Source organism: Nocardioides pyridinolyticus, from assembly GCF_054653575.1.
Genome location: NZ_BAAIFY010000030.1, coordinates 25,579 through 51,822, shown reverse-complemented (window position 1 = coordinate 51,822; position 26,244 = coordinate 25,579). Strand labels below are relative to the sequence as shown.

The following is a 26,244-nucleotide window of genomic DNA, read 5'->3' as shown; positions in this document are numbered from 1 at the left end:
GAGGTGTTGAGCACCTCGACGACGTCGCGACGCAGCTCGGCGACGTCGAGCTTCTTGAACTCCTCGGAGTAGTCGAAGTCGTCGCCGAGCGGGTTGCCCTTCGGGGAGTGGACGTGCAGGACCGACAGGTCCAGCATGTTCGGCCACCAGTCCTTGTTGGAGTGCGGCCGCCCGCCGGTCCTCGGGGTCGGCGAGTCGAGCGCCGGGTTCTCGCTCTCGCTGCCGGAGGCGGCGGCGGAGTCGTGCATGACCGGGCAGCCCTCAGCCGCCTTGCGGTCGATCCCCTGGGGGCTCGTGGAGTCCTCGTTGTCGGACATGGTCAACCTTTCCAGCTGGCGAACGGATCAGAAACGGATCAGAAGGGGTGTGTCACTGAGCGGTGGAGCAGTCGGGGCAGCGGCCCCAGTAGATGACCTCCGCCTCCTCCACCACGAAGCCGTGGTCGTCGGAGGCCGTGAGGCACGGAGCGTGGCCGACGGCGCAGTCGACGTCGGCGATGGCGCCGCAGGAGCGGCACACGATGTGGTGGTGGTTGTCGCCGACGCGCGCCTCGTAGCGGGCGACGGCGCCGGACGGCTGGATGCGGCGGACCAGCCCGGCGCCCGTGAGGGCCCGCAGCACGTCGTACACGGCCTGGTGGGAGACGTCGGCGAGAGCGGCGCGCGCGGCGCCGATGATCGACTCGGTGTCGGCATGGGGGAGCCGGTGCACCGCGTCGAGGACCGCCAGCCGCGGGCGCGTGACGCGCAGGTCCGCGTCGCGGAGCATCCGTTCGAAGTCGGCCGTGGTGGGCATGCCCCTACCCTGCCGTACTTTCTTGAACCGTTCAAGAAGACACGCGCCGGAAATGCGAAAAGGCCCCTCGCGGGGCCTTCTCCGGTGTCCGAGGGGGGACTTGAACCCCCACGCCCTAATACGGGCACTAGCACCTCAAGCTAGCGCGTCTGCCAATTCCGCCACCCGGACGAGTGCGGTGGAACAGTAGCAAAGGGTGGACCGAAGTTCCGCATCGGGCTGGGTGCCATGCTGGGCCCATGACGGACGCGCCTGTGGACCCCGCTGCCGAGGTCGTGGAGCTCTGCCGTGAGCTGATCCGGATCGACACCTCCAACTACGGCGACGAGGACGGCCCGGGGGAGCGGAAGGCGGCCGAGTACGTCGCCGGGCTGCTCGACGAGGTGGGCATCTCGTCGAACCTCTACGAGTCCGAGCCGGGTCGCACGTCGGTCGTCGCGCAGTGGGGCGGGCCGTCCGGGTCCGGCCGCGACGGGCTCCTGCTGCACGGCCACCTCGACGTCGTGCCGGCCGCGGCCGACGACTGGCAGGTCGACCCGTTCTCCGGCGAGGTGCAGGACGGCTACGTGTGGGGCCGGGGCGCGGTCGACATGAAGGACTTCGACGCGATGCTGCTCTCCGTCGTACGGGCGCGGCAGCGGTCGGGCCGCGTGCCGGAGCGCCCGATCACGTTGTGCTTCACCGCCGACGAGGAGGCCGGCGGCCACCTCGGCGCCGAGGTGCTCGTCGAGCGGCACGCCGAGGAGCTCGAGGGCTGCACGGAGGCGGTGGGCGAGGTCGGCGGGTTCAGCGCCACCGTCCGAGGCCGGCGGATCTACCTGATCGAGGCGGCCGAGAAGGGCATGGCCTGGATGCGGCTCACCGCCCGCGGTCGCGCCGGCCACGGCTCGATGGTCAACCATGAGAACGCCGTGACCTCGCTGGCGAGCGCCGTCGCGCGGATCGGCGCCCATGACTGGCCGGTCCGGCTCACGCCCGCCATGCGCACGCTCCTCGCCGCTGTCGGCGAGCTGGCCGGCGAGGAGGCGACGCCGGAGAACGCCGAGGCGCTGGTCTCCGAGTTCGGCGGCGCGGCCCGGATGATGGGCGCGGTCATCCGCAACAGCGCGAACCCCACCATGCTCGGCGCCGGCTACAAGGTGAACGTGGTCCCGACCGAGGCGACCGCGCACGTCGACGGCCGGTTCCTGCCGGGCTACGAGGACGAGTTCTTCGCCACCGTCGCCGAGCTGGTCGGCGACGACATCTCGATCGACTACGTGAGCAAGCAGCAGCCCTGGGAGACGCCGTACGAGGGCGACCTGGTCGACGCCATGACCCGCTCGATCCTCGCCGAGGACGACGACGCCATCGTGGCGCCGTACCTCATGAGCGGCGGCACCGACGCCAAGCACTTCCGCAAGCTCGGCATGGCGTCCTACGGCTTCGCCCCGCTGCGCCTGCCCGCGGAGCTCGACTTCACCGCGCTGTTCCACGGCGTCGACGAGCGGGTCCCCGTGGACGCCCTCGAGTTCGGCGCCCGGGTCTTCGACCGGTTCCTCGACCTGGTGTAGGGCGGTCCCGGGGTGCCTCGCGCTGCCGATTCATCACGGTAGGCAGGCGAGTCCGCGCTTCCCTAGTTGGGTACGCCGAGGGGGGTGCCGATCCATCCCCCTACCGTGATGAATCGTCGGCGGCGTCTCCGGGGTCTCGGCCGTCTCCGGCGCTCCCGGTCGCCGGGTGAGGGGATGCGGTTTGGTCACCAACCGCAGGACTCGGGGCCGAGAGGTTGCGGTTGGTGACCAAACCGCGGGCTTTTCGGCGGTGGTGTCAGGCGGTCCGGACGGCGCGGATGATCTTCCGGCGCAGGATGACCCGCCGGGTGCCGTCGGCGCCGATGCGGACCCGGTCCAGCTCCCAGCCGCCGTGCTCGGCGCGCTCGACCAGCAGCTTGGTGACCACGTTGCGTGAGAACTCGCGGGAGAAGGTCACCTTCTCGAACTCCCACTCCACCCCTCGACCGGGTGGACGCCGCAACGCACGGGTCATGCTGCCTCCTTGCTGCTCGTCATTCTGCCGAGACGTCGTCCAGCGCGCTGGAGATCTCGTCAGGCAGGACCAGTTCCTCGACGCCGAGCGCGCCGCGCAGCTGGGCGGCGGTGCGGGCGCCGATGATCGGTGCGGTGACGCCCGGGCGGTCGCGGACCCAGGTCAGCGCCACCTCGAGCGCCGTCCAGCCGAGGCCGTCGGCGGCGCGGGCGACGGCCTCGACGATGCCGGCGGAGCGGTCGTCGAGGTAGGCGCCCACGAAGTTCGAGAAGTGCTGCGAGGCCGCGCGGGAGTCGGAGGGCGTGCCGGTGCGGTACTTGCCGGTGAGCACGCCGCGACCGAGCGGCGACCACGGCAGGATCCCGAGGCCGAGCGTCCTCGCCGCCGGGACGACCTCGAGCTCGACGGCCCGGTTCAGCAGCGAGTACTCCACCTGGGTCGACGCCAGCGGGGCGCGGCCGGGCACGGCCCGCTGCCAGGTCGCCGCCTGGGCGGTCTGCCACCCGGAGTAGTTCGAGATGCCGACGTACGACGCCCGCCCGGTCGCGACGGCGGTGTCGAGCGCTGCGAGCGTCTCCTCGATCGGGGTGTCGTCGGACCAGATGTGGACCTGCCACAGGTCGACGTGGCTGACGCGGAGGCGGCGCAGCGAGGCGTCGAGCGTGGACAGGAGGTGGCCGCGCGAGGTGTTGTACTCGCGGCCACCACGGCGGGCGCTGATGCCGGCCTTGGTGGCGAGCACGACCTCGTCGCGGGCGACGACGTCGCCGATCAGCGTGCCGATGAGCTCCTCGGACGCGCCGTTGCCGTACCCGGCGGCGGTGTCGAGCAGGGTGCCGCCGGCCTCGGCGAAGGCGATCAGCTGGTCACGCGCCTCGTGCTCGTCGGTGTCGCGTCCCCAGGTCATCGTGCCCAGCCCCAGACGGGACACGGACAGGCCGGTCGCGCCGACTCGCCTCTGCTGCATGGCGACAAGGTAGTCGGCGAGCCCACGGCGGGGGTCCTCGGCACGCCAGACCACCACCGTAGGATTCCCACCCGTGGTCGACTTCCTCCAGGCCGTGGTCCTCGGGATCATCCAGGGACTCACGGAGTTCCTGCCGATCTCCAGCAGCGCCCACCTCCGGATCTTCCCGGAGCTGGCCGGATGGGGCGACCCGGGGGCGGCGTTCACCGCGGTCGTCCAGATCGGCACCGAGCTCGCCGTGTTGCTGTTCTTCCGCAAGGACATCTGGCGGATCGCCTCGATGTGGGTGAAGTCGCTCTTCCACGCCGAGTACCGCGGCCACCTCGACGCCCGGATGGGCTGGTTCATCATCCTCGGCTCGCTGCCGATCGTGGTGCTCGGCATCGCCCTCAAGGACGTGATCGAGGAGGACTTCCGCAGCCTCTGGATCATCGGCGCGATGCTGATCGTGATGGGCATCGTCCTCGGCATCGCCGACCGGATCGGCCGCACGGACAAGTCCCTCAAGCAGCTCACGCTCCGCGACGCGCTCCTCATGGGGTTCGCCCAGGCGCTCGCGCTGATCCCCGGCGTCTCCCGGTCGGGCGCGACGCTCTCGATGGGCCGCTTCCTCGGCTACGACCGCGAGACCGCCACGCGCTACGCGTTCCTGCTCGCGATCCCCGCCGTGATCGGCGCGGGCCTCTTCCAGCTCAAGGAGATCCCGCACGGCGACAACCTCTACGGCTGGGGCCCGACCATCGCGGCCACGGTCGTCTCCTTCGTCGTCGGGTACGCCGCCATCGCCTGGCTGCTGCGGTACGTGACCACGCACAGCTACACGCCGTTCGTGCTCTACCGGGTCGCGCTCGGCACGCTGACGCTCGCGCTGGTCGCGGCCGGCGTGATCGCGGCGTAGCTACAACCAGCCGGACTTCTTGAACAACACCCACAGTCCTCCGGCGGCCGCGCCCATGAGCAGCAGCGCGAACGGGTAGCCGTAGGTCCAGCCCAGCTCGGGCATGTGGGCGAAGTTCATGCCGTAGATCCCCGCGATCAGCGTCGGCACCACGATCAGCGCCGCCCCGGCGGAGATCTTCCGCATGTCGTCGTTCTGCTGCACCGAGATCTGCGCCAGGTGGGCGTCGAAGGCGGTCGACAGCAGCGCGTCGAGCGAGTCCACGGTCTCCGCGGCGCGGGCGAGGTGGTCGGACACGTCGCGGAAGAACGGCGCCGCCTTCTCGGGCACGGCGCTCACGTCGCCGGCGGCGAGGCGCGCCACCGGATCGCGGAGCGGCAGTACTGCCCGACGTACCTCCGCGAGCTCGCGCTTGAGGACGTAGATGCGGCTGGAGTCGTTGGTGCGCTCGGCGGAGAAGACCGACGTCTCGATCTCGTCGACGTCGACGACCAGATCGTCGACCACGTCGAGGTACTCGTCCACGATCCGGTCGATCACGGCGTACAGGACCCCACCGGGCCCGTGAGCCATCACCTTGCGGCTGGACTCGAGCTCCGCCCGGGCCGAGTGCAGCTCGTTGCCCTGGCCGTGGCGGACGGTGACGACGAAGTCGTCGCCCACGAACATCGCGATCTCGCCGGTCTCGACGGCGTCGTGCTCGTCGACGTACCAGAGGGTCTTCAGCACCAGGAACAGCAGGTCGCCGAACCGCTCGAGCTTCGGCCGCTGGTGCGCCTGCACGGCGTCCTCGACCGCCAGCGGGTGCAGCCCGAAGACGTCCGCGACCTCGCTGATCTCCTCCTCCGAGGGGTCGTGGAGACCGATCCACACGAAGTCGCCGTCGCGGTCGGCCCGGGCGCGCAGCTCGCGCCAGTGGCCGCCGACCTCGGTGCGCTGGCCGTCGCGGTAGAGCGCGCAGTCGACGATCACGCGTTCACCGTAGTCCCACTACGCTCGCCGCCATGGCAACCGTGATCCTCGTGCGTCACGGCCGGACGACGGCCAACACGGCCGGCACGCTCGCCGGCCGGCTCCCCGGCGTACGACTCGACGACACGGGCTCCGAGCAGGCGGCGCGGACGGGGGAGAGGCTCGCCGTCGTCCCGCTGGCCGGGGTCGTCAGCAGCCCCCTCGAGCGCTGCAAGCAGACCGCGAAGGCGATCGTGCGAGCCCACCCCGCCGCGCCGCGGCTGAGCACCGAGCGCGGGATCACCGAATGTGACTACGGCGACTGGGCGGGACGCCCGATCCGGGAGCTGGCCAAGGAGAAGCTGTGGTCGGTCGTGCAGGCCCAGCCCTCGGCCGCGACCTTCCCGGGTGGCGAGTCGATGATCGCCATGCAGGCCCGGTCCGTGACCGCCGTACGCCGTCTGGACGCGGCGTTCGAGGCCGAGCACGGTCCGGGCGCGGTCTGGGTGGCGGTCAGCCACGGCGACGTGATCAAGTCGGTCCTCGCCGACGCGCTCGGGCTGCACCTCGACCTGTTCCAGCGGCTCCACGTCGACCCGGCCTCGATCTCGATCGTCCGCTACACCGAGGCCCGCCCGTTCGTGCTGGCGACGAACACCCATGCGGGCGACCTGGCCTGGCTCGCACCGCCCGCGAGGAAGAAGGGCTCCCGCCGGAAGCCCTCGACCGACGCCGTGGTCGGCGGTGGCGCCGGTCCTTCGGCGACCGACTAGGTTTGAGGTCATGCCCGTCGTCCACGGATTCGACCCTCCGGAGCGCTTCGTCGCGGGCACCGTCGGCCCGCCCGGACAGCGGACCTTCTTCCTCCAGGCGCGCTCCGGCGCCCGGGTGGTCAGCGTCGCGCTCGAGAAGCAGCAGGTGCAGGCGCTCGCGGAGAGGATCGACGAGCTCCTGGACGAGGTGATGGCGAGCAACGCGACCGAGGGCCTGATCCCGGCGGTCGCGCCCCTGGGCCTGGAGGACTCCGACCCGCTGGAGCAGCCGATCGAGGAGGAGTTCCGGGCCGGCACCATGACGCTGTCCTGGGACCCCGACGACCAGCGCCTGGTGATCGAGGTCTTCCCGTTCACCGAGGCCGCGGTCGTGACGCCCGACCAGCTCGACGAGGACTTCGAGGAGCCCGAGCCGGACGAGGTCTTCCTGGTCCGGCTCCCCGCCGGTCCCGCCCGGGCGTTCGTCAAGCGCGCTGCGCAGGTCCTGGACGCCGGGCGGCCGAGCTGCCCGTTCTGCGGCAACCCGATCGACCCCGACGGTCACCTGTGCGTGCGGGCCAACGGCTTCCGGCGACGGGACCCGTGACCGGGCCCGACCTGGTGGAGGGCGAGCTCGTCCTCCACGGCCGGATCATGCCCGCCTCCAACGCGACCTTCGTCGGCGAGATCGACGGCGTCCGCGTCGTCTACAAGCCGGTCGCCGGGGAGCGTCCGCTGTGGGACTTCCCCGACGGCACGCTCGCCGACCGCGAGCGGGCGGCGTATCTCGTCTCGGCGGCGACCGGCTGGGACGTCGTGCCCGAGACCTGGCTGCGCGACGGGCCGCACGGCCGCGGCATGGTGCAGCGCTGGCAGGAGCCGGACGGCGAGCAGGTCGCGGTCACGCTCGTGCCCGAGGGCGAGGTCCCGCAGGGCTGGAAGCACGTCTTCGACGGCCTCGACCAGCAGGACCGCCCGATCTCGCTGATCCACGAGGACTCCGCGGCACTGCGGCGGATGGCGGTGTTCGACATCGTCGTCAACAACGCCGACCGCAAGGGCGGCCACGTCCTGGAGATGAGCGGCGGGCACCGGTACGGCGTCGACCACGGCGTGACCTTCCACAGCGAGCACAAGCTGCGGACCGTCCTCTGGGGATGGCTGGGCGAGCCGCTCGCCGACGACGAGGCGGCCGTGGTCCGCACGCTCGCCGCGGAGGTCCGCGCCACGCTCGGGGATGCTCTGGCCGACCACCTCAGCGATCTGGAGATCGAGGCGCTGGCCCGCCGGTGCGACCGGCTCGCCCACCGCGCCGTGATGCCGGAGCCGCGCGGGGAGTGGCCCGCGATCCCGTGGCCGCCGTTCTGACCCGCAGTCGATAGGCTTCGCGACATGCGCGCCTGGCCGTTCCCGGAGACCCCGACCCTGTCCGTCCCGGGTCCGCCGGTCGTCCTGCAGGACACCGCCTCCGGTGGCCGCGTCACAGTCACGCCGGACGGCACCGCCCGGATGTACGTCTGCGGCATCACGCCGTACGACGCCACGCACCTCGGCCACGCGAACACCTACGTCGCGTTCGACCTGCTCAACCGGGCGTGGCGCAACGCCGGCCATGACGTGACCTACGTCCAGAACGTCACCGACGTCGACGACCCGCTGCTCGAGCGCGCCGAGAAGGTGCACGTCGACTGGGTCGAGCTCGCCGAGCGCGAGACCGAGCTGTTCCGCCAGGACATGACCGCGCTGCGCGTCATCCCGCCGGACCACTACGTCGGCGCCGTCGAGTCGATCCCGCTCGTGATCGAGTTGATCCGCAGGCTCGAGGTGGCCGGCTCCATCTACCGCGTCGAGGACGACCTCTACTTCTCCGTGACCGCCGACCCCGCCTTCGGCGCCGAGTCCGGCTGGTCGCGCGAGCAGATGCTCGAGATCTACCCCGAGCGCGGCGGAGACCCGGACCGCCCCGGCAAGAAGGACCCGCTCGACTGCGTCGTCTGGCGCGGCGAGCGCGAGGGCGAGCCGTCGTGGGACAGCCCGTGGGGCCCGGGCCGACCCGGCTGGCACATCGAGTGCACCGCGATCGCCCAGGAGCACCTCGGCGGCGCGTTCGACGTCCAGGGCGGCGGCAGCGACCTGGTGTTCCCGCACCACGAGATGTGCGCCGGCCACGCCCAGGTCGCCGTCCCCGGTACGCCGTTCGCGCGGGTCTACAGCCACGGCGGCATGGTCGGCTACGACGGCGAGAAGATGTCGAAGTCGCGCGGCAACCTGGTCTTCGTCTCGGCCCTGCGCAACAGCGACGTCGACCCCATGGCCATCCGCCTCGCGCTGATGCGGCATCACTACCGCTCCGACTGGGAGTGGACCGACGACCAGCTCTGGACCGCGGTAGACGACGTCGACCGCTGGCGCCGTGCCCTGTCGCTCGGCGCCGGCGCTCCCGCGGCCCCCGTCGTCACCGAGGTCCTCGCCGCCCTCGCGGACGACCTGGACGCCCCGCGGGCGACCGCGGCGGTCGACCGATGGGCCGCCGCCACGCTCGGCACCGACGGCCTGGCCGACACCAGCGACCCGGACGCCGCCGGCGAGATGCTCCGGCTCCTCGACGCGGCCCTGGGCCTGGCGATCTGGATGCGCTGACGCGGCTCGTCCTCAACCGGCTGGTTGCTGCGGTTTGGTCACCAACCGCAAGTGGGAGCGCTCCCGATCTGCGGTTGGTGACCAAACCGCGACCGTGCGGCCCGCCTACTCGTCGTCGTGCCGCCGCTTGAGGTACCGCTCGAACTCCCGGGCGATGGCCTCACCGGAGGCCTCGGGGAGGTCGGTGGTGTCGCGGGTCTCCTCGAGGGCGCGGACGTAGTCGGCGACGTCCTCGTCATCCTCGGCGAGCTCGTCGACGCCGCGCTCCCAGGCGCGGGCGTCCTCGGGCAGGTCGCCGAGGGGGATCGACGCCTCCAACAGGTCCTCGAGCTGGCCGAGCAGCGCCAGCGTGGCCTTCGGGCAGGGCGGCTGGGCGACGTAGTGGGGCACCGCGGCCCAGTACGACACCGCGGGCATGTCGAGCAGCGTGCAGGCGTCCTGGAAGACGCCGACGATGCCGGTCGGGCCCTCGTAGGTCGACTGCTCGAGCTTGAGCCGGTCGACGAGCTCGGGCTCCGACGCCGTGCCGGTCACGGGGATCGGGCGCGTGTGGGGGGTGTCGGCGAGCAGGGCGCCGAGGGTGACGACCATCGAGCCGCCGAGCTCCTCGACCGCGGCGATCACCTCCGCGCAGAACTGGCGCCAGCGCATGTTCGGCTCGATGCCCCGCACGAGGATCACGTCGCGGTCGAGCTCCGGGGGAGAGGCGACGGCGATCCGCGTGGTCGGCCAGGTGATCCTGCGGTGTCCGAGGTCGTCGGTGCCGACATAGGGGCGGTTGACCTGGAAGTCGTAGAAGTCCTCGGGATCCACCGCGCCGACGACCTTGGCGTCCCACACGCGGATCAGGTGGTCGACCACCGACGAAGCGGCGTCGGCAGCATCGTTCCAGCCCTCGAAGGCCGCGACGACGATCGGGTCCACCAGGTCGGGGACGTCCTCCAGCTCGATCACTCGTCCAGCCTAGTCCGGCGCCACGATTTCTCCCCTCGAGACGCCCGGTGTCACGATCTGGGAAGCCGGTCCAGTCCGTGGACTGGGTACCTACGCTGGAAGCTCGAGAGGAGTCCCGTTGTCCCAGTCCCCCCAGCCCGCCTGGCGCCCCGACGCCACCGATGCCCTCACCCGCACCCTGGGCGAGCGGATCATGGTGATCGACGGCGCGATGGGCACCGCGATCCAGCGGGACCGGCCCGACGAGGCCGGCTACCGCGGGGAGCGCTTCGCGGACTGGCCGAAGGACCTCGTCGGCAACAACGACCTGCTCACGCTCACCCAGCCCGAGACCATCGCGAGCATCCACCGCGAGTACCTCGAGGCTGGCGCGGACATCATCGAGACCAACACGTTCAACGCGAACGCAATCTCGCTGGGCGACTACGACATGGAGGAGCTCTCCTACGAGCTCAACCTCGAGGCGGCGCGACTCGCGCGCACCGCTGTCGACGCGGTCGCCACCGAGGACCACCCCCGGTACGTCGCCGGCGCGCTCGGCCCCACGACCCGGACCGCCTCGATCTCGCCCGACGTCAACGACCCGGGCGCGCGCAACGTCGTCTTCGAGGAGCTCGTCGACGCCTACCTCACCGCGGCCCGCGCGCTCGTCGACGGCGGCGCCGACCTGCTGGTGATCGAGACCATCTTCGACACCCTCAACGCGAAGGCCGCGATCTTCGCCGTCGAGCAGCTCTTCGAGGAGGCGGGCCGGCGCTGGCCGGTCATCGTCTCGGGCACCATCACCGACGCCTCCGGCCGGACCCTGTCGGGCCAGACCACCGAGGCGTTCTGGAACTCCGTGCGCCACGTCCGCCCGCTCGCGATCGGCCTCAACTGCGCGCTCGGCGCCAAGGAGATGCGGCCCTACATCGCCGAGATGTCGCGCATCGCCGACACGTTCGTGTCCTGCTACCCGAACGCCGGCCTGCCCAACGCCTTCGGCGAGTACGACGAGGCAGCGGCGGAGACCGCCGCGGTCATCAGCGAGTTCGCGGACGCGGGGTTCGTGAACCTCGTCGGCGGCTGCTGCGGCACGACCCCCGCCCACATCGCGGCCATCGCCGGGGCGGTCGAGGGGAAGCAGCGGCGTACCGTCCCGAAGATCCCGGCCGCCATGCGGCTCGCCGGGCTCGAGCCGTTCACGCTCGACGACGACAGCCTCTTCGTCAACGTCGGCGAGCGCACCAACATCACGGGCTCGGCGAGGTTCCGGAACCTCATCAAGGCCGGCGACTACGACACCGGCCTCACGGTGGCCGCGCAGCAGGTCGAGAACGGCGCGCAGGTCATCGACGTCAACATGGACGAGGGCATGATCGACGGCGTCGCCGCGATGGACCGCTTCCTCAAGCTGGTCGCGAGCGAGCCCGACATCAGCCGGGTGCCGGTGATGGTCGACTCCTCGAAGTGGGAGGTGATCGAGGCCGGCCTGCGCTGCGTGCAGGGCAAGCCGATCGTGAACTCCATCTCGCTGAAGGAGGGCGAGGAGAAGTTCGTCGAGCAGGCCCGGCTGTGCCGGCGGTACGGCGCGGCCGCGGTGGTGATGGCCTTCGACGAGGACGGCCAGGCCGACAACCTCGAGCGCCGCACCGCGATCTGCGAGCGGGCCTACCGGATCCTCGTGGACCAGGTGGGCTTCCCGGCCGAGGACATCATCTTCGACCCGAACGTGTTCGCGGTCGCCACCGGCATCGAGGAGCACGCGTCGTACGGCCTCGACTTCATCGAGGCGACCCGATGGATCAAGCAGAACCTGCCGGGCGCGAAGGTCTCCGGCGGCATCTCCAACGTGAGCTTCTCCTTCCGCGGCAACAACCCGGTCCGCGAGGCGATCCACGCGGTGTTCCTGTTCCACGCGATCGAGGCCGGTCTCGACATGGGCATCGTGAACGCCGGCGCCCTGGCGCCCTACACCGAGGTCGAGCCGGAGCTGCGCGAGCGGATCGAGGACGTCGTCCTCAACCGCCGCCCGGACGCCGCCGAGCGGCTGCTCGAGATCGCCGAGGAGCACAACAAGGCCGGTGAGGTCGTGGAGGCGGCCGCGGAGGAGTGGCGCTCGCTGCCGGTCGGCGAGCGGATCACACACGCCTTGGTCAAGGGCATCGACGGCTTCGTCGAGGACGACACCGAGGAGCTCCGCCAGGAGATCGCCGCGCGCGGCGGCCGCCCGATCGAGGTCATCGAGGGCCCGCTGATGGACGGCATGAACGTGGTCGGCGACCTGTTCGGCGCCGGCAAGATGTTCCTCCCGCAGGTCGTGAAGTCGGCGCGCGTGATGAAGAAGGCCGTCGGCTACCTCATCCCGTTCATCGAGCAGGAGAAGCTCGACAACCCCGCGCTGGCCACCGCCAAGGAGACCAACGGCACGATCGTCATGGCCACGGTCAAGGGCGACGTCCACGACATCGGCAAGAACATCGTCGGCGTGGTCCTGCAGTGCAACAACTACGAGGTCGTCGACCTCGGCGTGATGGTGCCGGCGCAGAAGATCCTCGACACCGCGGCCGAGATCGGTGCCGACGCCGTCGGCCTGTCCGGCCTGATCACGCCGTCGCTCGACGAGATGGTCAACGTGGCCTCGGAGATGCAGCGCCAGGGCTTCGAGATCCCGCTGCTGGTCGGCGGCGCCACCACCTCGCGCGCCCACACCGCGGTCAAGGTGGACGGCAAGTACGACGGACCGGTCGTCTGGGTCAAGGACGCCTCGCGCTCGGTCCCGACGCTCGCCGCGCTCCTCAGCGAGGCCCAGCGGCCGCGGCTGATGGCCGAGGTCAAGGCGGACTACGACTCGCTGCGCGAGCGGCACGCGGCCAAGAGCGACCGGCCGATGGTGACGCTGGAGCAGGCCCGCGCCAACCGCACGCCGATCGACTGGACCGGCTACGAGCCGCCCGCGCCGCGGCAGCCCGGCACCCACGTGCTCACCGACTACGACCTCGGCGAGCTGCGCGACTTCATCGACTGGCAGCCGTTCTTCAACGCCTGGGAGATGAAGGGCCGGTTCCCCGACATCCTCAACAACCCCGCGACGAGCGAGGCCGCGCGTCCGCTGTACGACGACGCCCAGGCCATGCTCGACCGGATCGTCGAGGAGAAGTGGCTGACGGCCAACGCCGTCTTCGGCTTCTTCCCCGCGGCGGCGGTCGGGGACGACATCGAGGTCTACACCGACGACACCCGGTCCGAGGTGCTCACGACGCTGCACAACCTGCGGCAGCAGGGCGAGCACCGCCCCGGCGTACCCAACCGGTCGCTGGGGGACTTCGTCGCGCCGCGCGAGACCGGGCTGGCCGACCACGTCGGCGCCTTCGCGGTGACGGCCGGACTGGGCGCCCAGGAGCGGATCCTGGCCTTCAAGGAGGCCAACGACGACTACTCCGCGATCATGCTGGAGGCCCTGGCCGACCGGCTCGCGGAGGCGTTCGCCGAGCGGCTGCACCAGCGGGTGCGCACCGAGTTCTGGGGCCACGTGCCCGACGAGCAGCTCGACAACGAGGCGCTGATCGCCGAGAAGTACGTCGGCATCCGGCCGGCGCCCGGCTACCCGGCCTGTCCCGAGCACACCGAGAAGCGCACCCTCTGGGAGCTCCTCGACGTACAGGGGAGCACCGGGATCGAGCTCACCGAGAGCATGGCCATGTGGCCCGGGGCGGCAGTCTCGGGCTGGTACTTCTCGCACCCCGCGTCGCAGTACTTCGTCGTGGGCCGGCTCGGCCGCGACCAGGTCGCCGACTACGCCGAACGCAAGGGCTGGACCCTCGCCGAGGCCGAGCGGTGGCTGTCGCCGAACCTGGGCTATGACCCGGATGACTGATCTGCCCGGCGCCGTCCTCTGGGACATGGACGGCACGCTCGTGGACACCGAGCCGTACTGGATCGACACCGAGTTCGAGCTCGCCGCTCGGCACGGCGGGACGTGGAGCCAGGCGCACGCACTGACCCTGGTCGGCAACGACCTGCTCGTCTCGGCGCACTACATCCGCGAGCACATGGGCATCGACGTCCCGCCCGAGCAGATCGTCGACGAGCTCCTCGACGGCGTCGTACGCCGGGTCGAGGAGTCGGTCCCGTGGCGCCCGGGTGCCGTCGACCTGATCGAGCGCACCCACGCTGCGGGGATCCCGTGCGCGCTGGTGACGATGTCCTACGACCGCTTCGTGGCGCCGATCCTGGCCGAGCTGCCGCCGGAGACCTTCCGCGTGGTCGTGACCGGCGACCGGGTCTCCCGAGGCAAGCCCCACCCCGAGCCGTACGTGACCGCCGCGGCGGCGCTCGGGCTCGCGGCCGCGGACTGCCTGGCGATCGAGGACTCCCAGACCGGCGCCAAGTCGGCCGAGGCCGCCGGCTGCCTGGTCCTTGTCGTGGAGAACCACGTGCCGGTGCTGCCGGGCGAGCGCCGGGTCTTCGCCGACACGCTCGTAGGTCTCGACCTGGCCGAGGTGTGGGCGGCGAGGGACTAGTCATCACCCCGCCGGAGTCCTAGTACCACCGGACAATGTCGCGGTGTCCTCGTCCTCAGGCAGACTCCAGTCATCCGGGGGGTCACTCACCCTGGTTCTTTAGGAAGCAGGAATGATGATCGTCCGTCGTGGCCTCGCCATCGTGCTCAGCCTCGTGCTGGGTGCAGCGGCCCTGTCAGGAGCTCCGGCCCTGGCAAAGGATGGCGGGGCTGCGAAGGACGGTCCTGCTCGCGTCAATTGCGCCGGGTCCTCCGATGTCCGTCTGACCTTCAAGGGAATCGACGGCAACAGCGACCGCTTCATCGTGGTCGGCGCCGTGTTCAGCAACGACGACGACATCTGGGACTGGACCATGCGCCACAACGGGGATGTGTCCGCTCAGGGGGACGTCCAAGCGCGTGACGACATCGATCGCTCCTTCCGCATCTCCAGGTCGATGCTCGACTTCTACGGTGTCGACGACGTCGGCTTCCGAGCCGTCAACCGCCGCACCGGTGAGGTTTGCAGGATCTCCAGGGACTACTGACTCTCGGGTACCACTTATCCTGTGGCGCACCCGATGAGAAGGCGGCCGAGTGAGACTGTTGCGCAATCCGGTTACGCAGTTTCTCCTGATCGGTGTCATCACCGTGACGGCCATCATCTTCGGCGTCAACTACCTGGCTGGTGAAGCTGCTTCCGACGAAGCGATTACCGAGGCAACCCGAGTCAACGACGTGCTCGCGCAACAGTTCGTAGAACCGCGGATCCCGCGCCGCCTGATGGTGGGGGCGCCGGGCGCGATCGATCGGCTGGACCGGCGACTCTCGGGAGTCGGATCGGTCGACGACATCGAACGGTTCACCGTCCGCGCCGAGGACGGCACGGTCGTCTACTCGAGTGACGGCTTCGGTTCGGTGCCGTTGGAGGCATACCCCTTGGACGCGGATCAGCGGCGCGTCCTCGAGCAGGGTGGCTCCGGCTACCAGACCTCTGATCCGGACCGGCCAGAGAACTTCAACGGCGACCTTCCCCAGGTCGAGGTCTACACGCGGATCGAATCGCCGGAAGGCACGCCGCTGCTCGTCGACTCGTACTACTCGCTCGACCAGCTCGAGGAGCGACAGAGCGAGCTCTTCGGGACGTTCAGGTGGATCGTGATCGGCCCGCTCCTGCTCCTCATCCTGCTCGCCACCCTCATCCTCAGCGCACTCACCCGCCAGCTCACGAGCGCGAGCAAGGAGCGCGAGCGCCTCCTGCGCTCGGCGATGGACGCCTCCGACGCCGAGCGCCGGCGGATCGCGCGTGACCTGCACGACAGCGTGGTCCAGGACCTGGCCGGCACGGCGTTCTCGGTCAGCGCCGTCGCCCGGACGCCGGACCTCTCCGACGACGCGCGCGGGACGCTCGACGGCGCCAGCCTGTCGCTCCGCACCAGCCTGAAGTCGCTGCGCTCCCTGCTCGCCGAGATCCACCCTCCCGACCTGATCTCGGACGGCCTGCCTGCCGCCCTCGCCGACCTGATCGCGCCGTCCGCCGCGCTCGACATCCAGGCTTCGGTGAGCGTCGAGGGTGCCGAGACCGCCTCCGACGACCACGTCGCGCTCGTCTGGCGCGTCGCCCAGGAGGCGGTCCGCAACGCCATGCGGCACTCCCAGGCGTCGACCCTGGCTGTCACCGTCCGCGGCGACGGCCGGACGTTGACGCTGGAGGTCGTGGACGACGGCATCGGGTTCCACCCCGCGCGGGTGACCCAGGACAGCTACGGGCTGCGCGGGTTGCGCAGCCTGGTGACCGACAGCGGCGGCGTACTCGAGGTGCGATCCTCTCCCGGCGAGGGGACCACGGTTCGGATGGAGGTGGATGCCCGGTGAGCGATCCGGTGAAGGTGGTCCTCGTCGACGACCACGCGGTGATCCGCGCCGGCCTCGAGCAGCTGCTCAGCGGGACCGACGACATCGAGGTGGTCGGCATGGCCGCGAACGGGGCCGAGGCTCTCGAGGTCGTGCGCCGGCTGCGCCCCGACGTGGTCCTGATGGACCTCCAGATGCCCGAGGTCGACGGCGTCGCGGCGACCCGCTCGATCATGTCCGAGCAGCTCGGCGTCGACGTGCTCGTGCTGACATCGTTCTCCGACAGCGAGCGGATCATCGCGGCCCTCGACGCCGGCGCCGTCGGCTACCTGCTCAAGGACGCCGACCCCGAGGACGTCCTCCAGGGCATCCGCGCGGTGAGCCGCGGCGAGTCACCGATCCACCCCAAGGCCGCCCGCGCCCTCCTCGGCTCCCGGGCCGGCTCGCCCACCGTGCAGCTGACCTCCCGGGAGACCGAGGTGCTCGGGCTGGTGCGCGAGGGACTGGCCAACAAGCAGATCGCCCGCCGCCTCGACATCAGTGAGCGCACGGTCAAGGCGCACCTCACGTCCGCCTTCGCCCGGATCGGCGTCTCCGACCGCACCCAGGCGGCGCTCTGGGCGGAGCGGAACGGGCTCTGAGGGCTGTTCCGGCTCCGCGGTTTGGTCACCAACCGCAGATTCCGGGTGCCGAATCGTGCGGTTGGTGACCAAACCGCGACATTTTCGCGCCCTCCCGGATCAGAGCGAGTTGTCGTCGGTGTCGTCCACGACGGCGCTGCCGCGTTCCGGCAGCGGCGGGGGCGTGCCGCCCCAAGCCGGGCAGATCGCCTGGTGGGCGCACCACTCGCAGAGCCGGCTGCGGCTCGGCCGCCAGTCGCCGGACTCCTCGGCGAGGCGGATCGCCGTCCAGATCGCCTCGACCTTCCGCTCGGTCGCGAGGAGGTCGGCCTCGTCGGGTACGTACCTCAGCATCTCGCCGTTGCCGAGGTAGACCAGCTGGAGCATCGCCGGAACCACTCCGCGTGTGCGCCAGATGACCAGCGCGTAGAACTTCATCTGGAACAGCGCCTTGGCCTCGAACATCTCGCCGGGGGAGCGGCCCGTCTTGTAGTCCACCACGCGGAGCTCGCCCGTCGGCGCGACGTCGATGCGGTCGACGAAGCCCCGGAGCAGCAGTCGGGAGTCGAGCAGCGCCTCGACGTACAACTCACGCTCGGCCGGCTCGAGGCGGCTCGGGTCCTCGAGCGTGAAGTACCGGTCGAGGACCGTGCGGCAGGACGCCAGCCAGGCCGCGGCCTCGGGACCCTCGTCGGCGCCGAACATCGAGGCCAGCTCGGGCTCCTGCTCGACCAGCAGGTCCCACGCGGGCACGAGCATCTCCCCGGCCCGCGCCGGTGTCCGGTCCGCGGCGGGCAGGTCGAAGAGGTCCTCCAGCACCTTGTGCACGACCGTGCCGCGCACCGCGTCCGGGGAGTACGGCTCCGGCAGCTTGTCGATGGTCCGGAACCGGTAGAGCAGCGGACAGCTCAGGAAGTCGCCCGCGCGGCTGGGGGAGAGCGCGCCCAGGACTTCGACCCCGTCCACGGGCGTACCCACCCGGACCGCCGGAGACTCCTGCTGCACTCCCACGCCCTCACCCTAGGCGAGGCCGTGGACAGTCCCGTGGACGCCCGTCGGATAGCGTGGTCACGTGCCCGACAACCCTTCCCGGCCGTCCCGACCACCGGGCACCCTGCGGGTCGGCACCATCGCCGGGAGCGACGTCCTCGTGTCGTCGTCATGGTTCCTGGTGGCCGGCCTGATCGCGTTCCTGGTCGCCCCGGCCGTCGAGTCCGTGGAGCCGGGACTGGGCGCATGGAAGTACGTCGCCGGCTTCGCGTTCGCCGTGATCCTCTACCTGTCCGTGCTGCTGCACGAGGCGTCGCACGCGTTCGTCGCCCGGCACTACGGCTTCCCGGTCAGCTCGATCACGCTGCACTTCCTCGGCGGCATGACCGCGATCGAGGGGGAGGCGCGGACCCCGCGGCAGGAGTTCTTCATCGCCGTCGTCGGCCCGCTCACCTCGCTGGTCGTCGGCGGCGCTGCGCTCGCGCTCTGGCCGTTCACGCCCCACGGTCTGCTCCAGATGGCCGTCGGTGGCCTGGCCGGCGCCAACCTCCTCGTCGGCGTGCTCAACCTCGTCCCCGGCCTGCCGCTGGACGGCGGGCGGGTGCTGAAGTCCGCCGTCTGGGCGCTCACCGGCAACGTCCACCGCGGCACGATCGTCGCGGGCTGGATCGGCCGCCTCGCCGCGGTAGCCGTGCTGTGCTGGCCGTTCCTGATGGGCCCGGTACGCGGTCACGAGCTCGAGGTCCTCGACCTGGTCTTCGCGGTGATCATCGCGCTGTTCCTGTGGTCGGGGTCGACCTCGGCCATGGCCGCCGCCCGGTTCCGCAGCCGGATCCCCGACCTCGTCGCGCGCCAGCTGGCCCGCCGTACCCTCGCGGTGCCCGGCGACCTCCCGCTGGCGGAGGCGGTACGCCGGGCGGAGGACGCCGAGGCGGGCAGCATCCTCACCGTCACTGGGTCGGGCGTGCCCGAGGGCATCGTCAGCGAGGCGGCGGTCGCCGCGACCCCCGCCGACCGGCGCCCGTGGGTCTCGACCTCCACGGTCGCGCGCACCCTCGTCGACGAGCTGCGGCTCCCGGCCGACATCCGCGGCGAGGAGCTCGTGATGGCGATCAGCCGGACCCCGTCGGATGAGTACCTGCTCGTCGAGCCCGACGGGTCCGTCGTCGGGGTGCTGTCGACCGTCGACGTCGACAAGGCCTTCCGCGCGTCGGCGCACTAGAGTTCTCGCTCGTGTCCGAGCAGAGTCCTGACGTCCCCGCCGAGGCCTGGTCCGGCGTCCACCGCGGTCCGCTGCGAGAGGGCGAGTGGATCCGGCTCGTCGACCAGAAGGGCCGCCGGCACAACTTCGAGCTCGTCCGGGGCAAGCGCTTCTTCTCCAACCGCGGCCACATCGAGCACGACGAGCTGATCGGACGTGAGGAGGGCTTCACGGTCGTCTCGTCCGCTGGCGGCGAGTACCTCTGCTTCCGGCCGCTGCTGTCCGAGTTCGTCGTCTCGATGCCGCGCGGCGCCGCGGTCGTCTATCCCAAGGACGCCGCCCAGATCGTCGCGCTCGCCGACATCTTCCCCGGCGCGCACGTCGTCGAGGCCGGCGTCGGCTCGGGCGCGCTCACCTGCTCCCTGCTGCGCGCCGTGGGCCCCTACGGCCGGGTGTCGTCGTACGAGCGCCGGGAGGAGTTCGCCGACGTCGCCCGGCGCAACGTCAACCAGTTCTTCGGCGCCCCGGAAGGGGAGACCCACCCCGCCTGGCGGCTCACCCTCGGTGACCTCGCGGAGGCGCTGCCCGCGTGCGGCGAGCGCGCCGACCGCGTCATCCTCGACATGCTCGCCCCGTGGGAGTGCCTCGACGCCACCGCCGACGCGCTGCGCCCCGGGGGCATCGTCTGCGCGTACGTCGCCACCACGACCCAGCTCTCCCGCTTCGTCGAGACCGTCCGGGTTCACGGCGGCTTCACCGAGCCGCAGGCCTGGGAGTCGCTCGTCCGCGACTGGCACGTCGAGGGCCTCGCGGTCCGCCCCGGCCACAAGATGATCGGCCACACGGCGTTCCTCGTCACCGCCCGCCGGATGGCGCCGGGGGAGCGTCCGCCGCTGAAGAAGCGTCGCCCGGCGCCGGGTGCCTACGGGCCCGACTACGCCGGCCCGCGGCCGCCCGGCGTGCCGGTCGAGGAGCCCGTCGACTGAGCCGCTCGAGCACGTGGTTCGGTCACCAACCGCAGGTTTTCGCCTCAAGAAGCTGCGGTTGGTGACCAAACCGCGACCTCCCCTCGCCGACGCACCGCGTCCAAATCGTGACCAACACCGCGAAATGAACCCTTCCGATGGGAGGCCTCACGGGTAGGGTCGATCGAACAGGAGGTGGTGCTGATGTCGACATCGGATGGCGTCACAGGTGGCCGGAGCTCCGAGGAGCTCGAGGATCAGGTCCGACTCCTGCAGTCAGAGGTGAACGACCTCCGGCGGCGGCTCGCTGATGGACCCACGGGCTCGCGCGGCCTGGAGCTGCGCCTCGCGGACGCCCAGCGCAGCCTCGCCGGGCTGACCTCGCAGAACGAACGCCTCGCCCAGACGCTGCGTGAGGCGCGCGACCAGATCATGAAGCTGAAGGAAGAGGTCGATCGGCTCGCGCAGCCGCCGGCCGGCTTCGGCACGTTCCTCACCCGCAACGAGGACGACTCCATCGACGTGTTCACCGGCGGCCGCAAGCTGCGCGTGAACGTCAGCCCGAGCGTCGACCTCGACAGCCTCCAGCGGGGGCAGGAGGTCATGCTCAACGAGGCTCTCAACGTCGTCGCCGCGCTCGAGTTCGAGAAGGTCGGCGAGGTCGTGATGTTCAAGGAGCTGCTCGCCGACGGCAACCGCGCGCTGGTGATCGCGAACGCCGACGAGGAGCGCGTCGTCCGCATCGCCGAGCCGCTGCGCGCCGAGACGATCCGCGCCGGCGACTCGCTGCTGCTCGACTCCCGCGCGGGCTACGTCTACGAGAAGGTCCCGAAGTCCGAGGTCGAGGAACTCGTCCTCGAGGAGGTCCCGGACATCGCCTACGAGTCGATCGGCGGCCTCAGCGGCCAGATCGAGGCGATCCAGGACGCCGTCGAGCTGCCGTACCTCCACCCCGAACTGTTCAAGGAGCACCAGCTCCGCCCGCCCAAGGGCGTGCTGCTCTACGGCCCTCCCGGCTGCGGCAAGACGCTGATCGCCAAGGCGGTCGCGAACTCGCTGGCCAAGAAGGTCGCGGCCCGGACCGGCCAGGAGGGGAAGTCGTACTTCCTCAACATCAAGGGCCCCGAGCTGCTCAACAAGTACGTCGGGGAGACCGAGCGCCACATCCGCCTGGTCTTCCAGCGCGCCCGTGAGAAGGCCAGCTCCGGTACGCCGGTCATCGTCTTCTTCGACGAGATGGACTCGCTGTTCCGCACCCGCGGCTCGGGCGTCTCCTCCGACGTGGAGAACACCATCGTCCCGCAGCTGCTCAGCGAGATCGATGGCGTGGAATTGCTCGAGAACGTGCTGGTCATCGGCGCCTCCAACCGCGAGGACATGATCGATCCGGCGATCCTGCGGCCGGGCCGCCTCGACGTGAAGATCAAGATCGAGCGGCCCGACGCGGAGTCGGCGCGCGACATCTTCAGCAAGTACCTCACGCCGAGCCTGCCGCTGCACGCCGACGACGTCGCCGAGTTCGGCGGCGACCGCGACGCCACCGTCGCCGGGATGATCCGCGCCACCGTCGAGCGGATGTACACCGAGACCGAGGAGAACCGCTTCCTCGAGGTGACCTACGCGAACGGCGACAAGGAAGTCCTGTACTTCAAGGACTTCAACTCCGGCGCGATGATCCAGAACATCGTCGACCGCGCCAAGAAGATGGCGATCAAGGACTTCCTCGACCACGACCAGCACGGTCTCCGGGTCTCGCACCTGCTCCAGGCGTGCGTGGACGAGTTCAAGGAGAACGAGGACCTCCCGAACACCACGAACCCCGACGACTGGGCCCGCATCTCCGGCAAGAAGGGCGAGCGGATCGTGTTCATCCGCACGCTCATCACCGGCAAGCAGGGCACCGAGCCGGGCCGCTCCATCGACACCGTCTCCAACACCGGCCAGTACCTGTAGGCCAGGTCGGACCTCGCGGTTTGGTCACCAACCACAGAATGGGCGCGCTCCCATCTGCGGTTGGTGACCAAACCGCGTCCTCCACTTCCGCGTTTCCCGCTCGTTCGCCGCGGGAACCGTCCCGGCATGTTCTGGCTCGGAGTGATCGCGGTCGGGATGCTGTGCGCCGCGGTCAGCTGGTCGGCGGCTCGCCGCTCTCTTCGGTGACGTCGGCGACCGTCGCGTCGAGCGCCTCGACGAGGGCGCCGGCGACGACGGTCAGCGCCACGCCGTGCGCGCCACCGCCGATGCTGACCGGGCCGACCATCGACGCGTCCGCGACCACGGGGAGGGGGCTCGCGCTGCCCAGCGGCGTGATCGTCCCGCGGACGTAGCCGGTCACGTCGTACGCCGCCTCGGCGTCCGGCATCGAGATCCGGTTGATGCCGAGCAGCGCGCGCAGCTTGGGCCAGGCGATCTCCCGGTCGCCGGGCACCAGTACGAACCGGTGGTCGCCCTCGGACACCCGTACCACCAGCGTCTTCACGATCTGCCGCGGCGTCACGCCGCGCGCCGCGGCGGCCTCCTCGAGCGAGCGCACCGGGCCGTGCCGGGTCACGGTGTGCTCGAGACCCAGCGCCTCGGCGGCCGCGATCGCGCGGTCCGAGCGATCGGCTGAGTTGTCGGGCGTCACGCCTTCACCATAGGCGGCTCGCGTACCCTCGGTACATGAGCGTGCGGCGGGTCATGGGCACCGAGGTCGAGTACGGCATCGCCGTGCAGGGCCAGCCCCTGGCCAACCCCATGGTCGCGTCGTCCCAGGTGGTCAACGCCTACGCCTCGGCGACCGCGAAGGCCCGGCGGGCGCGGTGGGACTTCGAGGAGGAGTCGCCGCTGCGCGACGCCCGCGGGTTCGACATGTCGCGGCAGGTCGCCGACCCGAGCCAGCTCACCGACGAGGACATGGGCCTGGCCAACGTGATCCTCACCAACGGCGCCCGGCTCTACGTCGACCACGCCCACCCGGAGTACTCCACCCCGGAGGTGACCACCCCGCTCGACGTCGTGCGGTGGGACAAGGCGGGGGAGCAGGTGATGCTGGACGCCCAGCGCCGCGCCGGCCAGCTGCCCGGCGGGTCGCCGATCGCGCTCTACAAGAACAACACCGACAACAAGGGCGCGTCGTACGGCGCCCACGAGAACTACCTGATGCGCCGCTCCACGCCCTTCGGCGACATCGTCCGGCACCTCACGCCGTTCTTCGTCAGCCGACAGGTCTTCTGTGGTGCCGGCCGGGTCGGCCGCGGTCAGGACGGCCGGGAGCAGGGCTTCCAGATCAGCCAGCGCGCGGACTTCTTCGAGGTCGAGGTGGGCCTGGAGACCACGCTCAAGCGCCCGATCATCAACACCCGCGACGAGCCGCACGCCGACCCGGAGAAGTATCGGCGGCTGCACGTGATCATCGGCGACGCCAACCTGTCCGAGGTGTCGACGTACCTCAAGGTAGGCACGACCGCGCTGGTGCTGGCCATGATCGAGGACCGGTTCATCTCGACCGACCTCACCGTCGACGGACCCGTCTCCGGGCTCCGCGCGATCTCGCACGACGCGACCCTGCGGCAGACCGTCACGCTCACCGACGGCCGGTCGCTGACCGGGATCCAGCTCCAGCTGGAGTACCTCGACCTGGCCAAGAAGTACGTCGAGGACCGGTACGGCGCCGACGCCGACGCCCAGACCGTCGACGTGCTCGAGCGGTGGGAGTCGGTGCTGGACCGCCTCGAGCGCGACCCGATGCTGTGCGCCCAGGAGCTGGACTGGGTGGCCAAGCTGCGGCTGCTGGAGCAGTACCGCCAGCGCGACGGGCTCGCGTGGGACGACGCCAAGCTCCAGCTCATCGACTACCAGTACTCCGACATCCGGCCCGAGAAGGGCCTCTACCACCGCCTTGTGGCCGGCAACCGGATGGAGCGGCTGCTCGACGACGCCTCGATCGAGGCCGCGATGCACGACCCGCCGGAGGACACGCGGGCCTACTTCCGCGGCCGCTGCCTGGAGAAGTACGCCGAGCACGTCGCCGCCGCGTCGTGGGACTCGGTGATCTTCGACCTGCCGGGCCGCGAGTCGCTGCAGCGCGTGCCGACCATCGACCCGCTGCGCGGCAGCAAGGCACACGTGGGCGACCTGCTCGACCGGAGTGAGACGGCGGAGGCCTTGTTCACCGCTCTCACCCGTTGAGTGGATAAGGTCGCGGTATGGCACAGGAGCAGAAGCAACCGCGGAAGTCCACGGAGTCCGAGGAGGTCGTCGAGACCGCCCCGGAGACCGACGTCGCGGAGCGCAAGGAGGCCCTCGACTCCGACATCGACGACCTGCTCGACGAGATCGACGACGTGCTCGAGACCAACGCCGAGGACTTCGTGAAGTCGTTCATCCAGAAGGGCGGCCAGTGACGGACCCCCGACTCCCGGCTGCGTTCCTGCAGCCGGGCACCTCGTCGTTCAGCGACTTCCTCGCCGAGCAGGCGCCCGACCTGTTGCCCTCCCGCCGCGCGGTGCCCCAGGGGCACGCCGGCGACCTGGCCCCGCACGGCACGACGATCGTCGCGGCGACGTACCCCGGAGGCGTGGTGATGGCCGGTGACCGGCGCGCCACGATGGGCAACATCATCGCTCAGCGCGACATCGAGAAGGTCTTCCCGGCCGACGAGTTCTCCGCGGTCGGCATCGCCGGCACCGCGGGCATCGCGGTCGAGATGGTGCGGCTGTTCCAGACCGAGCTCGAGCACTACGAGAAGATCGAGGGCACCACGCTCTCGATGGACGGCAAGGCCAACCGGCTCGCGGCGCTGATCCGGTCCAACCTCGGCATGGCCATGCAGGGGCTGGCGGTCGTCCCTCTCTTCGCCGGCTACGACCTGGCGACCGACCAGGGCCGCATCTTCAGCTACGACGTCACCGGGGGCCGCTACGAGGAGACGGCGTTCCACTCGGTCGGATCGGGCTCGCTGTTCGCGCGCGGGTCGCTGAAGAAGCTCTACCGCGAGGACCTGGACGAGACCGGCTGCGTCACCGCGGTCGTGCAGGCGCTCTACGACGCCGCCGACGACGACTCCGCGACCGGCGGCCCCGACCTGACCCGACGCATCTTCCCGGTGGTCCAGGTGATCACCGCCGGCGGCGGCCGGCGCCTCGCCGACGCCGAGGTCGCCACGATCGCCGACCAGGTGATCGCCGGCCGGATGACCCGGCCCGACGGACCCGCCGCACCGTTGACCTCGTCGAACGCTGGGGGTGACGCCTGATGAGCATGCCGTTCTACGTCTCGCCCGAGCAGCTGATGAAGGACCGGGCCGACTTCGCCCGCAAGGGGATCGCCCGCGGCCGGTCCGTGGTGGCGGTGCAGTACGCCGACGGCGTGCTGTTCGTCTCCGAGAACCCCTCGCAGGCGCTCCACAAGGTCTCCGAGATCTACGACCGGATCGCGTTCGCCGCGGTCGGCCGCTACAACGAGTTCGAGAACCTCCGGATCGCCGGCGTCCGCCTCGCCGACATGCGCGGCTACGCCTACGACCGCCGCGACGTCACCGGCCGCGGCCTGGCCAACGCCTACGCCCAGACCCTCGGCACGATCTTCTCCTCCGGCGGCGAGAAGCCGTACGAGGTCGAGCTGTTCGTCGCCGAGATCGGCGACACGGTCGAGGACGACCAGCTCTACCGGCTGACGTACGACGGCCAGGTCGCCGACGAGCACGGCTTCGCCGTCATGGGCGGCGCCGCCGACGTCGTCGCGGGCTACCTCTCCGAGCGCTACTCGGCCGGTGCCTCGCTGACCTCCGCGCTGTCGCTCGCGGTGGCCGCGCTCGGCCACTCGGACTCCGACGACCGGGTCATCCCCGTCGACGACCTCGAGGTGGCCGTCCTCGACCGCACCCGCACCCAGCCCCGGAAGTTCGCTCGGCTGCGCCCCGCACGGCTCGAGCAGCTCCTCGGCGACCGCGGCCCGGCCACCCCGGCCCCGCCCGACTCCGGCTCGTCGGACACCGGCTCGTCGGACACCGGCTCGTCCGACACCGGCTCCTCGGACACCGTCGGCCCGGGCTCCTCCGCATCGGACAACGACCCGCCGGTCGCTCCGCCGATCTCGTGAGCGGGCGCTCGTAGCCTCGCGGTTTGGTCACCAACCTCAGATTGGGAGCGCTCCCGGCTGTGGTTGGT

The 26,244-nt window shown here is 70.8% G+C and carries 25 protein-coding genes, 1 tRNA gene and 1 pseudogene; 18 read left to right on the top strand and 9 right to left on the bottom strand.

The window, feature by feature from the left end:
• The 3 genes and pseudogenes from ACYQ0U_RS20015 to ACYQ0U_RS20005 form a co-directional block, all read right to left on the bottom strand.
• Nucleotides 1-317, bottom strand: a pseudogene (locus tag ACYQ0U_RS20015) (catalase/peroxidase HPI); the annotation flags it as partial.
• 52 nt (nt 318-369) lie between these two features.
• Nucleotides 370-795, bottom strand: coding sequence for a Fur family transcriptional regulator (locus tag ACYQ0U_RS20010; protein ID WP_459975645.1), 426 nt, complete (start codon nt 793-795; stop codon nt 370-372).
• 85 nt (nt 796-880) lie between these two features.
• A tRNA-Leu gene (locus ACYQ0U_RS20005) sits at nt 881-966 on the bottom strand.
• Nucleotides 967-1,034: 68 nt separating this feature from the next.
• On the opposite strand from ACYQ0U_RS20005, the gene ACYQ0U_RS20000 reads away from it, so the two are divergent.
• Nucleotides 1,035-2,348 carry a M20/M25/M40 family metallo-hydrolase gene (locus tag ACYQ0U_RS20000; RefSeq protein ID WP_459975644.1) on the top strand — a complete coding sequence of 438 codons (1,314 nt, stop codon included), beginning with the start codon at nt 1,035-1,037 and terminating at the stop codon, nt 2,346-2,348.
• Nucleotides 2,349-2,604: 256 nt separating this feature from the next.
• Here ACYQ0U_RS20000 and ACYQ0U_RS19995 read toward each other — a convergent pair whose 3' ends face one another.
• Entirely contained in the window at nt 2,605-2,823 is a 219-nt protein-coding gene (locus ACYQ0U_RS19995) for a DUF5703 family protein (protein ID WP_459975643.1), read from the bottom strand.
• A 19-nt stretch (nt 2,824-2,842) separates the two neighbouring features.
• A complete protein-coding gene (locus tag ACYQ0U_RS19990) occupies nt 2,843-3,790 on the bottom strand; it encodes an aldo/keto reductase (protein ID WP_459975642.1) in 948 nt (315 codons plus the stop codon).
• A 73-nt stretch (nt 3,791-3,863) separates the two neighbouring features.
• Between ACYQ0U_RS19990 and ACYQ0U_RS19985 the strand changes: the two genes are divergently transcribed.
• Entirely contained in the window at nt 3,864-4,688 is an 825-nt protein-coding gene (locus ACYQ0U_RS19985; RefSeq protein WP_459975641.1) for an undecaprenyl-diphosphate phosphatase, read from the top strand.
• Here ACYQ0U_RS19985 and corA read toward each other — a convergent pair whose 3' ends face one another.
• On the bottom strand, nt 4,689-5,660 hold the full coding sequence (gene corA, locus ACYQ0U_RS19980) for a magnesium/cobalt transporter CorA (RefSeq protein ID WP_459975640.1): 972 nt from the start codon (nt 5,658-5,660) through the stop codon (nt 4,689-4,691).
• 32 nt (nt 5,661-5,692) lie between these two features.
• On the opposite strand from corA, the gene ACYQ0U_RS19975 reads away from it, so the two are divergent.
• The 4 genes from ACYQ0U_RS19975 to mshC are packed head-to-tail and all read left to right on the top strand — an operon-like array spanning nt 5,693 to nt 9,031.
• On the top strand, nt 5,693-6,412 hold the full coding sequence (locus ACYQ0U_RS19975; protein ID WP_459975639.1) for a histidine phosphatase family protein: 720 nt from the start codon (nt 5,693-5,695) through the stop codon (nt 6,410-6,412).
• 10 nt (nt 6,413-6,422) lie between these two features.
• Entirely contained in the window at nt 6,423-6,998 is a 576-nt protein-coding gene (locus ACYQ0U_RS19970) for a DUF3090 domain-containing protein (RefSeq protein WP_459975638.1), read from the top strand.
• Nucleotides 6,995-7,759: an SCO1664 family protein gene (locus tag ACYQ0U_RS19965; RefSeq protein WP_459975637.1), complete on the top strand. Its 765-nt coding sequence runs from the start codon at nt 6,995-6,997 to the stop codon at nt 7,757-7,759. The genes ACYQ0U_RS19970 and ACYQ0U_RS19965 overlap by 4 nt, the downstream gene beginning before the upstream one ends.
• Before the next feature lie 24 nt (nt 7,760-7,783).
• Nucleotides 7,784-9,031 (top strand): cysteine--1-D-myo-inosityl 2-amino-2-deoxy-alpha-D-glucopyranoside ligase, encoded by a 1,248-nt coding sequence (gene mshC / locus ACYQ0U_RS19960; protein WP_459975636.1) that lies wholly within the window; start codon nt 7,784-7,786, stop codon nt 9,029-9,031.
• 105 nt (nt 9,032-9,136) lie between these two features.
• On the opposite strand, the gene ACYQ0U_RS19955 is transcribed toward mshC, so the two are convergent.
• Nucleotides 9,137-9,985, bottom strand: coding sequence for a PAC2 family protein (locus ACYQ0U_RS19955; protein ID WP_459975635.1), 849 nt, complete (start codon nt 9,983-9,985; stop codon nt 9,137-9,139).
• 193 nt (nt 9,986-10,178) lie between these two features.
• Here ACYQ0U_RS19955 and metH point away from each other — a divergent pair, with 193 nt between their 5' ends.
• The 5 genes from metH (at nt 10,179) to ACYQ0U_RS19930 (ending at nt 16,960) form a co-directional block, all read left to right on the top strand.
• Nucleotides 10,179-13,841: a methionine synthase gene (gene metH, locus ACYQ0U_RS19950; protein ID WP_459975647.1), complete on the top strand. Its 3,663-nt coding sequence runs from the start codon at nt 10,179-10,181 to the stop codon at nt 13,839-13,841.
• Entirely contained in the window at nt 13,834-14,487 is a 654-nt protein-coding gene (locus tag ACYQ0U_RS19945; protein WP_459975634.1) for an HAD family hydrolase, read from the top strand. The genes metH and ACYQ0U_RS19945 overlap by 8 nt, the downstream gene beginning before the upstream one ends.
• A 112-nt stretch (nt 14,488-14,599) precedes the next feature.
• The gene (locus tag ACYQ0U_RS19940; RefSeq protein ID WP_459975633.1) at nt 14,600-15,013 is read left to right on the top strand and encodes a hypothetical protein; all 414 of its coding nucleotides are present in this window, start codon (nt 14,600-14,602) and stop codon (nt 15,011-15,013) included.
• A 190-nt stretch (nt 15,014-15,203) separates the two neighbouring features.
• Nucleotides 15,204-16,340 carry a sensor histidine kinase gene (locus ACYQ0U_RS19935; protein WP_459975632.1) on the top strand — a complete coding sequence of 379 codons (1,137 nt, stop codon included), beginning with the start codon at nt 15,204-15,206 and terminating at the stop codon, nt 16,338-16,340.
• The gene (locus ACYQ0U_RS19930) at nt 16,337-16,960 is read left to right on the top strand and encodes a response regulator (protein WP_459975631.1); all 624 of its coding nucleotides are present in this window, start codon (nt 16,337-16,339) and stop codon (nt 16,958-16,960) included. Before ACYQ0U_RS19935 ends, ACYQ0U_RS19930 begins: the two co-directional genes overlap by 4 nt.
• A 99-nt stretch (nt 16,961-17,059) precedes the next feature.
• Here the strand turns inward: ACYQ0U_RS19930 and ACYQ0U_RS19925 are convergent, their stop codons facing one another.
• Complete coding sequence (locus ACYQ0U_RS19925) at nt 17,060-17,950, bottom strand: RecB family exonuclease (RefSeq protein ID WP_459975630.1); 891 nt, start codon at nt 17,948-17,950, stop codon at nt 17,060-17,062.
• Between the two features lie 61 nt (nt 17,951-18,011).
• On the opposite strand from ACYQ0U_RS19925, the gene ACYQ0U_RS19920 reads away from it, so the two are divergent.
• From ACYQ0U_RS19920 to arc, 3 genes are all read left to right on the top strand, one after another.
• On the top strand, nt 18,012-19,151 hold the full coding sequence (locus tag ACYQ0U_RS19920; protein WP_459975629.1) for a site-2 protease family protein: 1,140 nt from the start codon (nt 18,012-18,014) through the stop codon (nt 19,149-19,151).
• Nucleotides 19,152-19,162: 11 nt separating this feature from the next.
• On the top strand, nt 19,163-20,116 hold the full coding sequence (locus tag ACYQ0U_RS19915) for a tRNA (adenine-N1)-methyltransferase (RefSeq protein WP_459975628.1): 954 nt from the start codon (nt 19,163-19,165) through the stop codon (nt 20,114-20,116).
• 183 nt (nt 20,117-20,299) lie between these two features.
• Nucleotides 20,300-22,048, top strand: coding sequence for a proteasome ATPase (arc, locus tag ACYQ0U_RS19910; protein ID WP_459975627.1), 1,749 nt, complete (start codon nt 20,300-20,302; stop codon nt 22,046-22,048).
• Nucleotides 22,049-22,220: 172 nt separating this feature from the next.
• Here the strand turns inward: arc and ACYQ0U_RS19905 are convergent, their stop codons facing one another.
• On the bottom strand, nt 22,221-22,721 hold the full coding sequence (locus tag ACYQ0U_RS19905) for an aminoacyl-tRNA deacylase (RefSeq protein WP_459975626.1): 501 nt from the start codon (nt 22,719-22,721) through the stop codon (nt 22,221-22,223).
• 35 nt (nt 22,722-22,756) lie between these two features.
• Here ACYQ0U_RS19905 and dop point away from each other — a divergent pair, with 35 nt between their 5' ends.
• The 4 genes from dop to prcA are packed head-to-tail and all read left to right on the top strand — an operon-like array spanning nt 22,757 to nt 26,176.
• Nucleotides 22,757-24,265, top strand: coding sequence for a depupylase/deamidase Dop (gene dop, locus ACYQ0U_RS19900; RefSeq protein ID WP_459975625.1), 1,509 nt, complete (start codon nt 22,757-22,759; stop codon nt 24,263-24,265).
• Between the two features lie 17 nt (nt 24,266-24,282).
• Entirely contained in the window at nt 24,283-24,480 is a 198-nt protein-coding gene (locus tag ACYQ0U_RS19895) for a ubiquitin-like protein Pup (protein WP_459975624.1), read from the top strand.
• Nucleotides 24,477-25,331 (top strand): proteasome subunit beta, encoded by an 855-nt coding sequence (gene prcB, locus ACYQ0U_RS19890; RefSeq protein WP_459975623.1) that lies wholly within the window; start codon nt 24,477-24,479, stop codon nt 25,329-25,331. The genes ACYQ0U_RS19895 and prcB overlap by 4 nt, the downstream gene beginning before the upstream one ends.
• Nucleotides 25,331-26,176, top strand: a complete 846-nt coding sequence (prcA, locus tag ACYQ0U_RS19885; RefSeq protein WP_459975622.1) for a proteasome subunit alpha — start codon at nt 25,331-25,333, stop codon at nt 26,174-26,176. Before prcB ends, prcA begins: the two co-directional genes overlap by 1 nt.
• The last annotated feature ends 68 nt before the right edge of the window (nt 26,177-26,244 follow it).

Bases quoted from the DNA above. Each gene is read 5' to 3' on its own strand.
- ACYQ0U_RS20010 (WP_459975645.1), bottom strand. From the start codon at position 795: ATGCCCACCACGGCCGACTTCGAACGGATGCTCCGCGACGCGGACCTG.
- ACYQ0U_RS20000 (WP_459975644.1), top strand. From the start codon at position 1,035: ATGACGGACGCGCCTGTGGACCCCGCTGCCGAGGTCGTGGAGCTCTGC.
- ACYQ0U_RS19995 (WP_459975643.1), bottom strand. From the start codon at position 2,823: ATGACCCGTGCGTTGCGGCGTCCACCCGGTCGAGGGGTGGAGTGGGAG.
- ACYQ0U_RS19990 (WP_459975642.1), bottom strand. From the start codon at position 3,790: ATGCAGCAGAGGCGAGTCGGCGCGACCGGCCTGTCCGTGTCCCGTCTG.
- ACYQ0U_RS19975 (WP_459975639.1), top strand. From the start codon at position 5,693: ATGGCAACCGTGATCCTCGTGCGTCACGGCCGGACGACGGCCAACACG.
- ACYQ0U_RS19970 (WP_459975638.1), top strand. From the start codon at position 6,423: ATGCCCGTCGTCCACGGATTCGACCCTCCGGAGCGCTTCGTCGCGGGC.
- mshC (WP_459975636.1), top strand. From the start codon at position 7,784: ATGCGCGCCTGGCCGTTCCCGGAGACCCCGACCCTGTCCGTCCCGGGT.
- metH (WP_459975647.1), top strand. From the start codon at position 10,179: ATGGTGATCGACGGCGCGATGGGCACCGCGATCCAGCGGGACCGGCCC.
- ACYQ0U_RS19945 (WP_459975634.1), top strand. From the start codon at position 13,834: ATGACTGATCTGCCCGGCGCCGTCCTCTGGGACATGGACGGCACGCTC.
- ACYQ0U_RS19940 (WP_459975633.1), top strand. From the start codon at position 14,600: ATGATGATCGTCCGTCGTGGCCTCGCCATCGTGCTCAGCCTCGTGCTG.
- arc (WP_459975627.1), top strand. From the start codon at position 20,300: ATGTCGACATCGGATGGCGTCACAGGTGGCCGGAGCTCCGAGGAGCTC.
- dop (WP_459975625.1), top strand. From the start codon at position 22,757: ATGAGCGTGCGGCGGGTCATGGGCACCGAGGTCGAGTACGGCATCGCC.
- ACYQ0U_RS19895 (WP_459975624.1), top strand. From the start codon at position 24,283: ATGGCACAGGAGCAGAAGCAACCGCGGAAGTCCACGGAGTCCGAGGAG.
- prcA (WP_459975622.1), top strand. From the start codon at position 25,331: ATGAGCATGCCGTTCTACGTCTCGCCCGAGCAGCTGATGAAGGACCGG.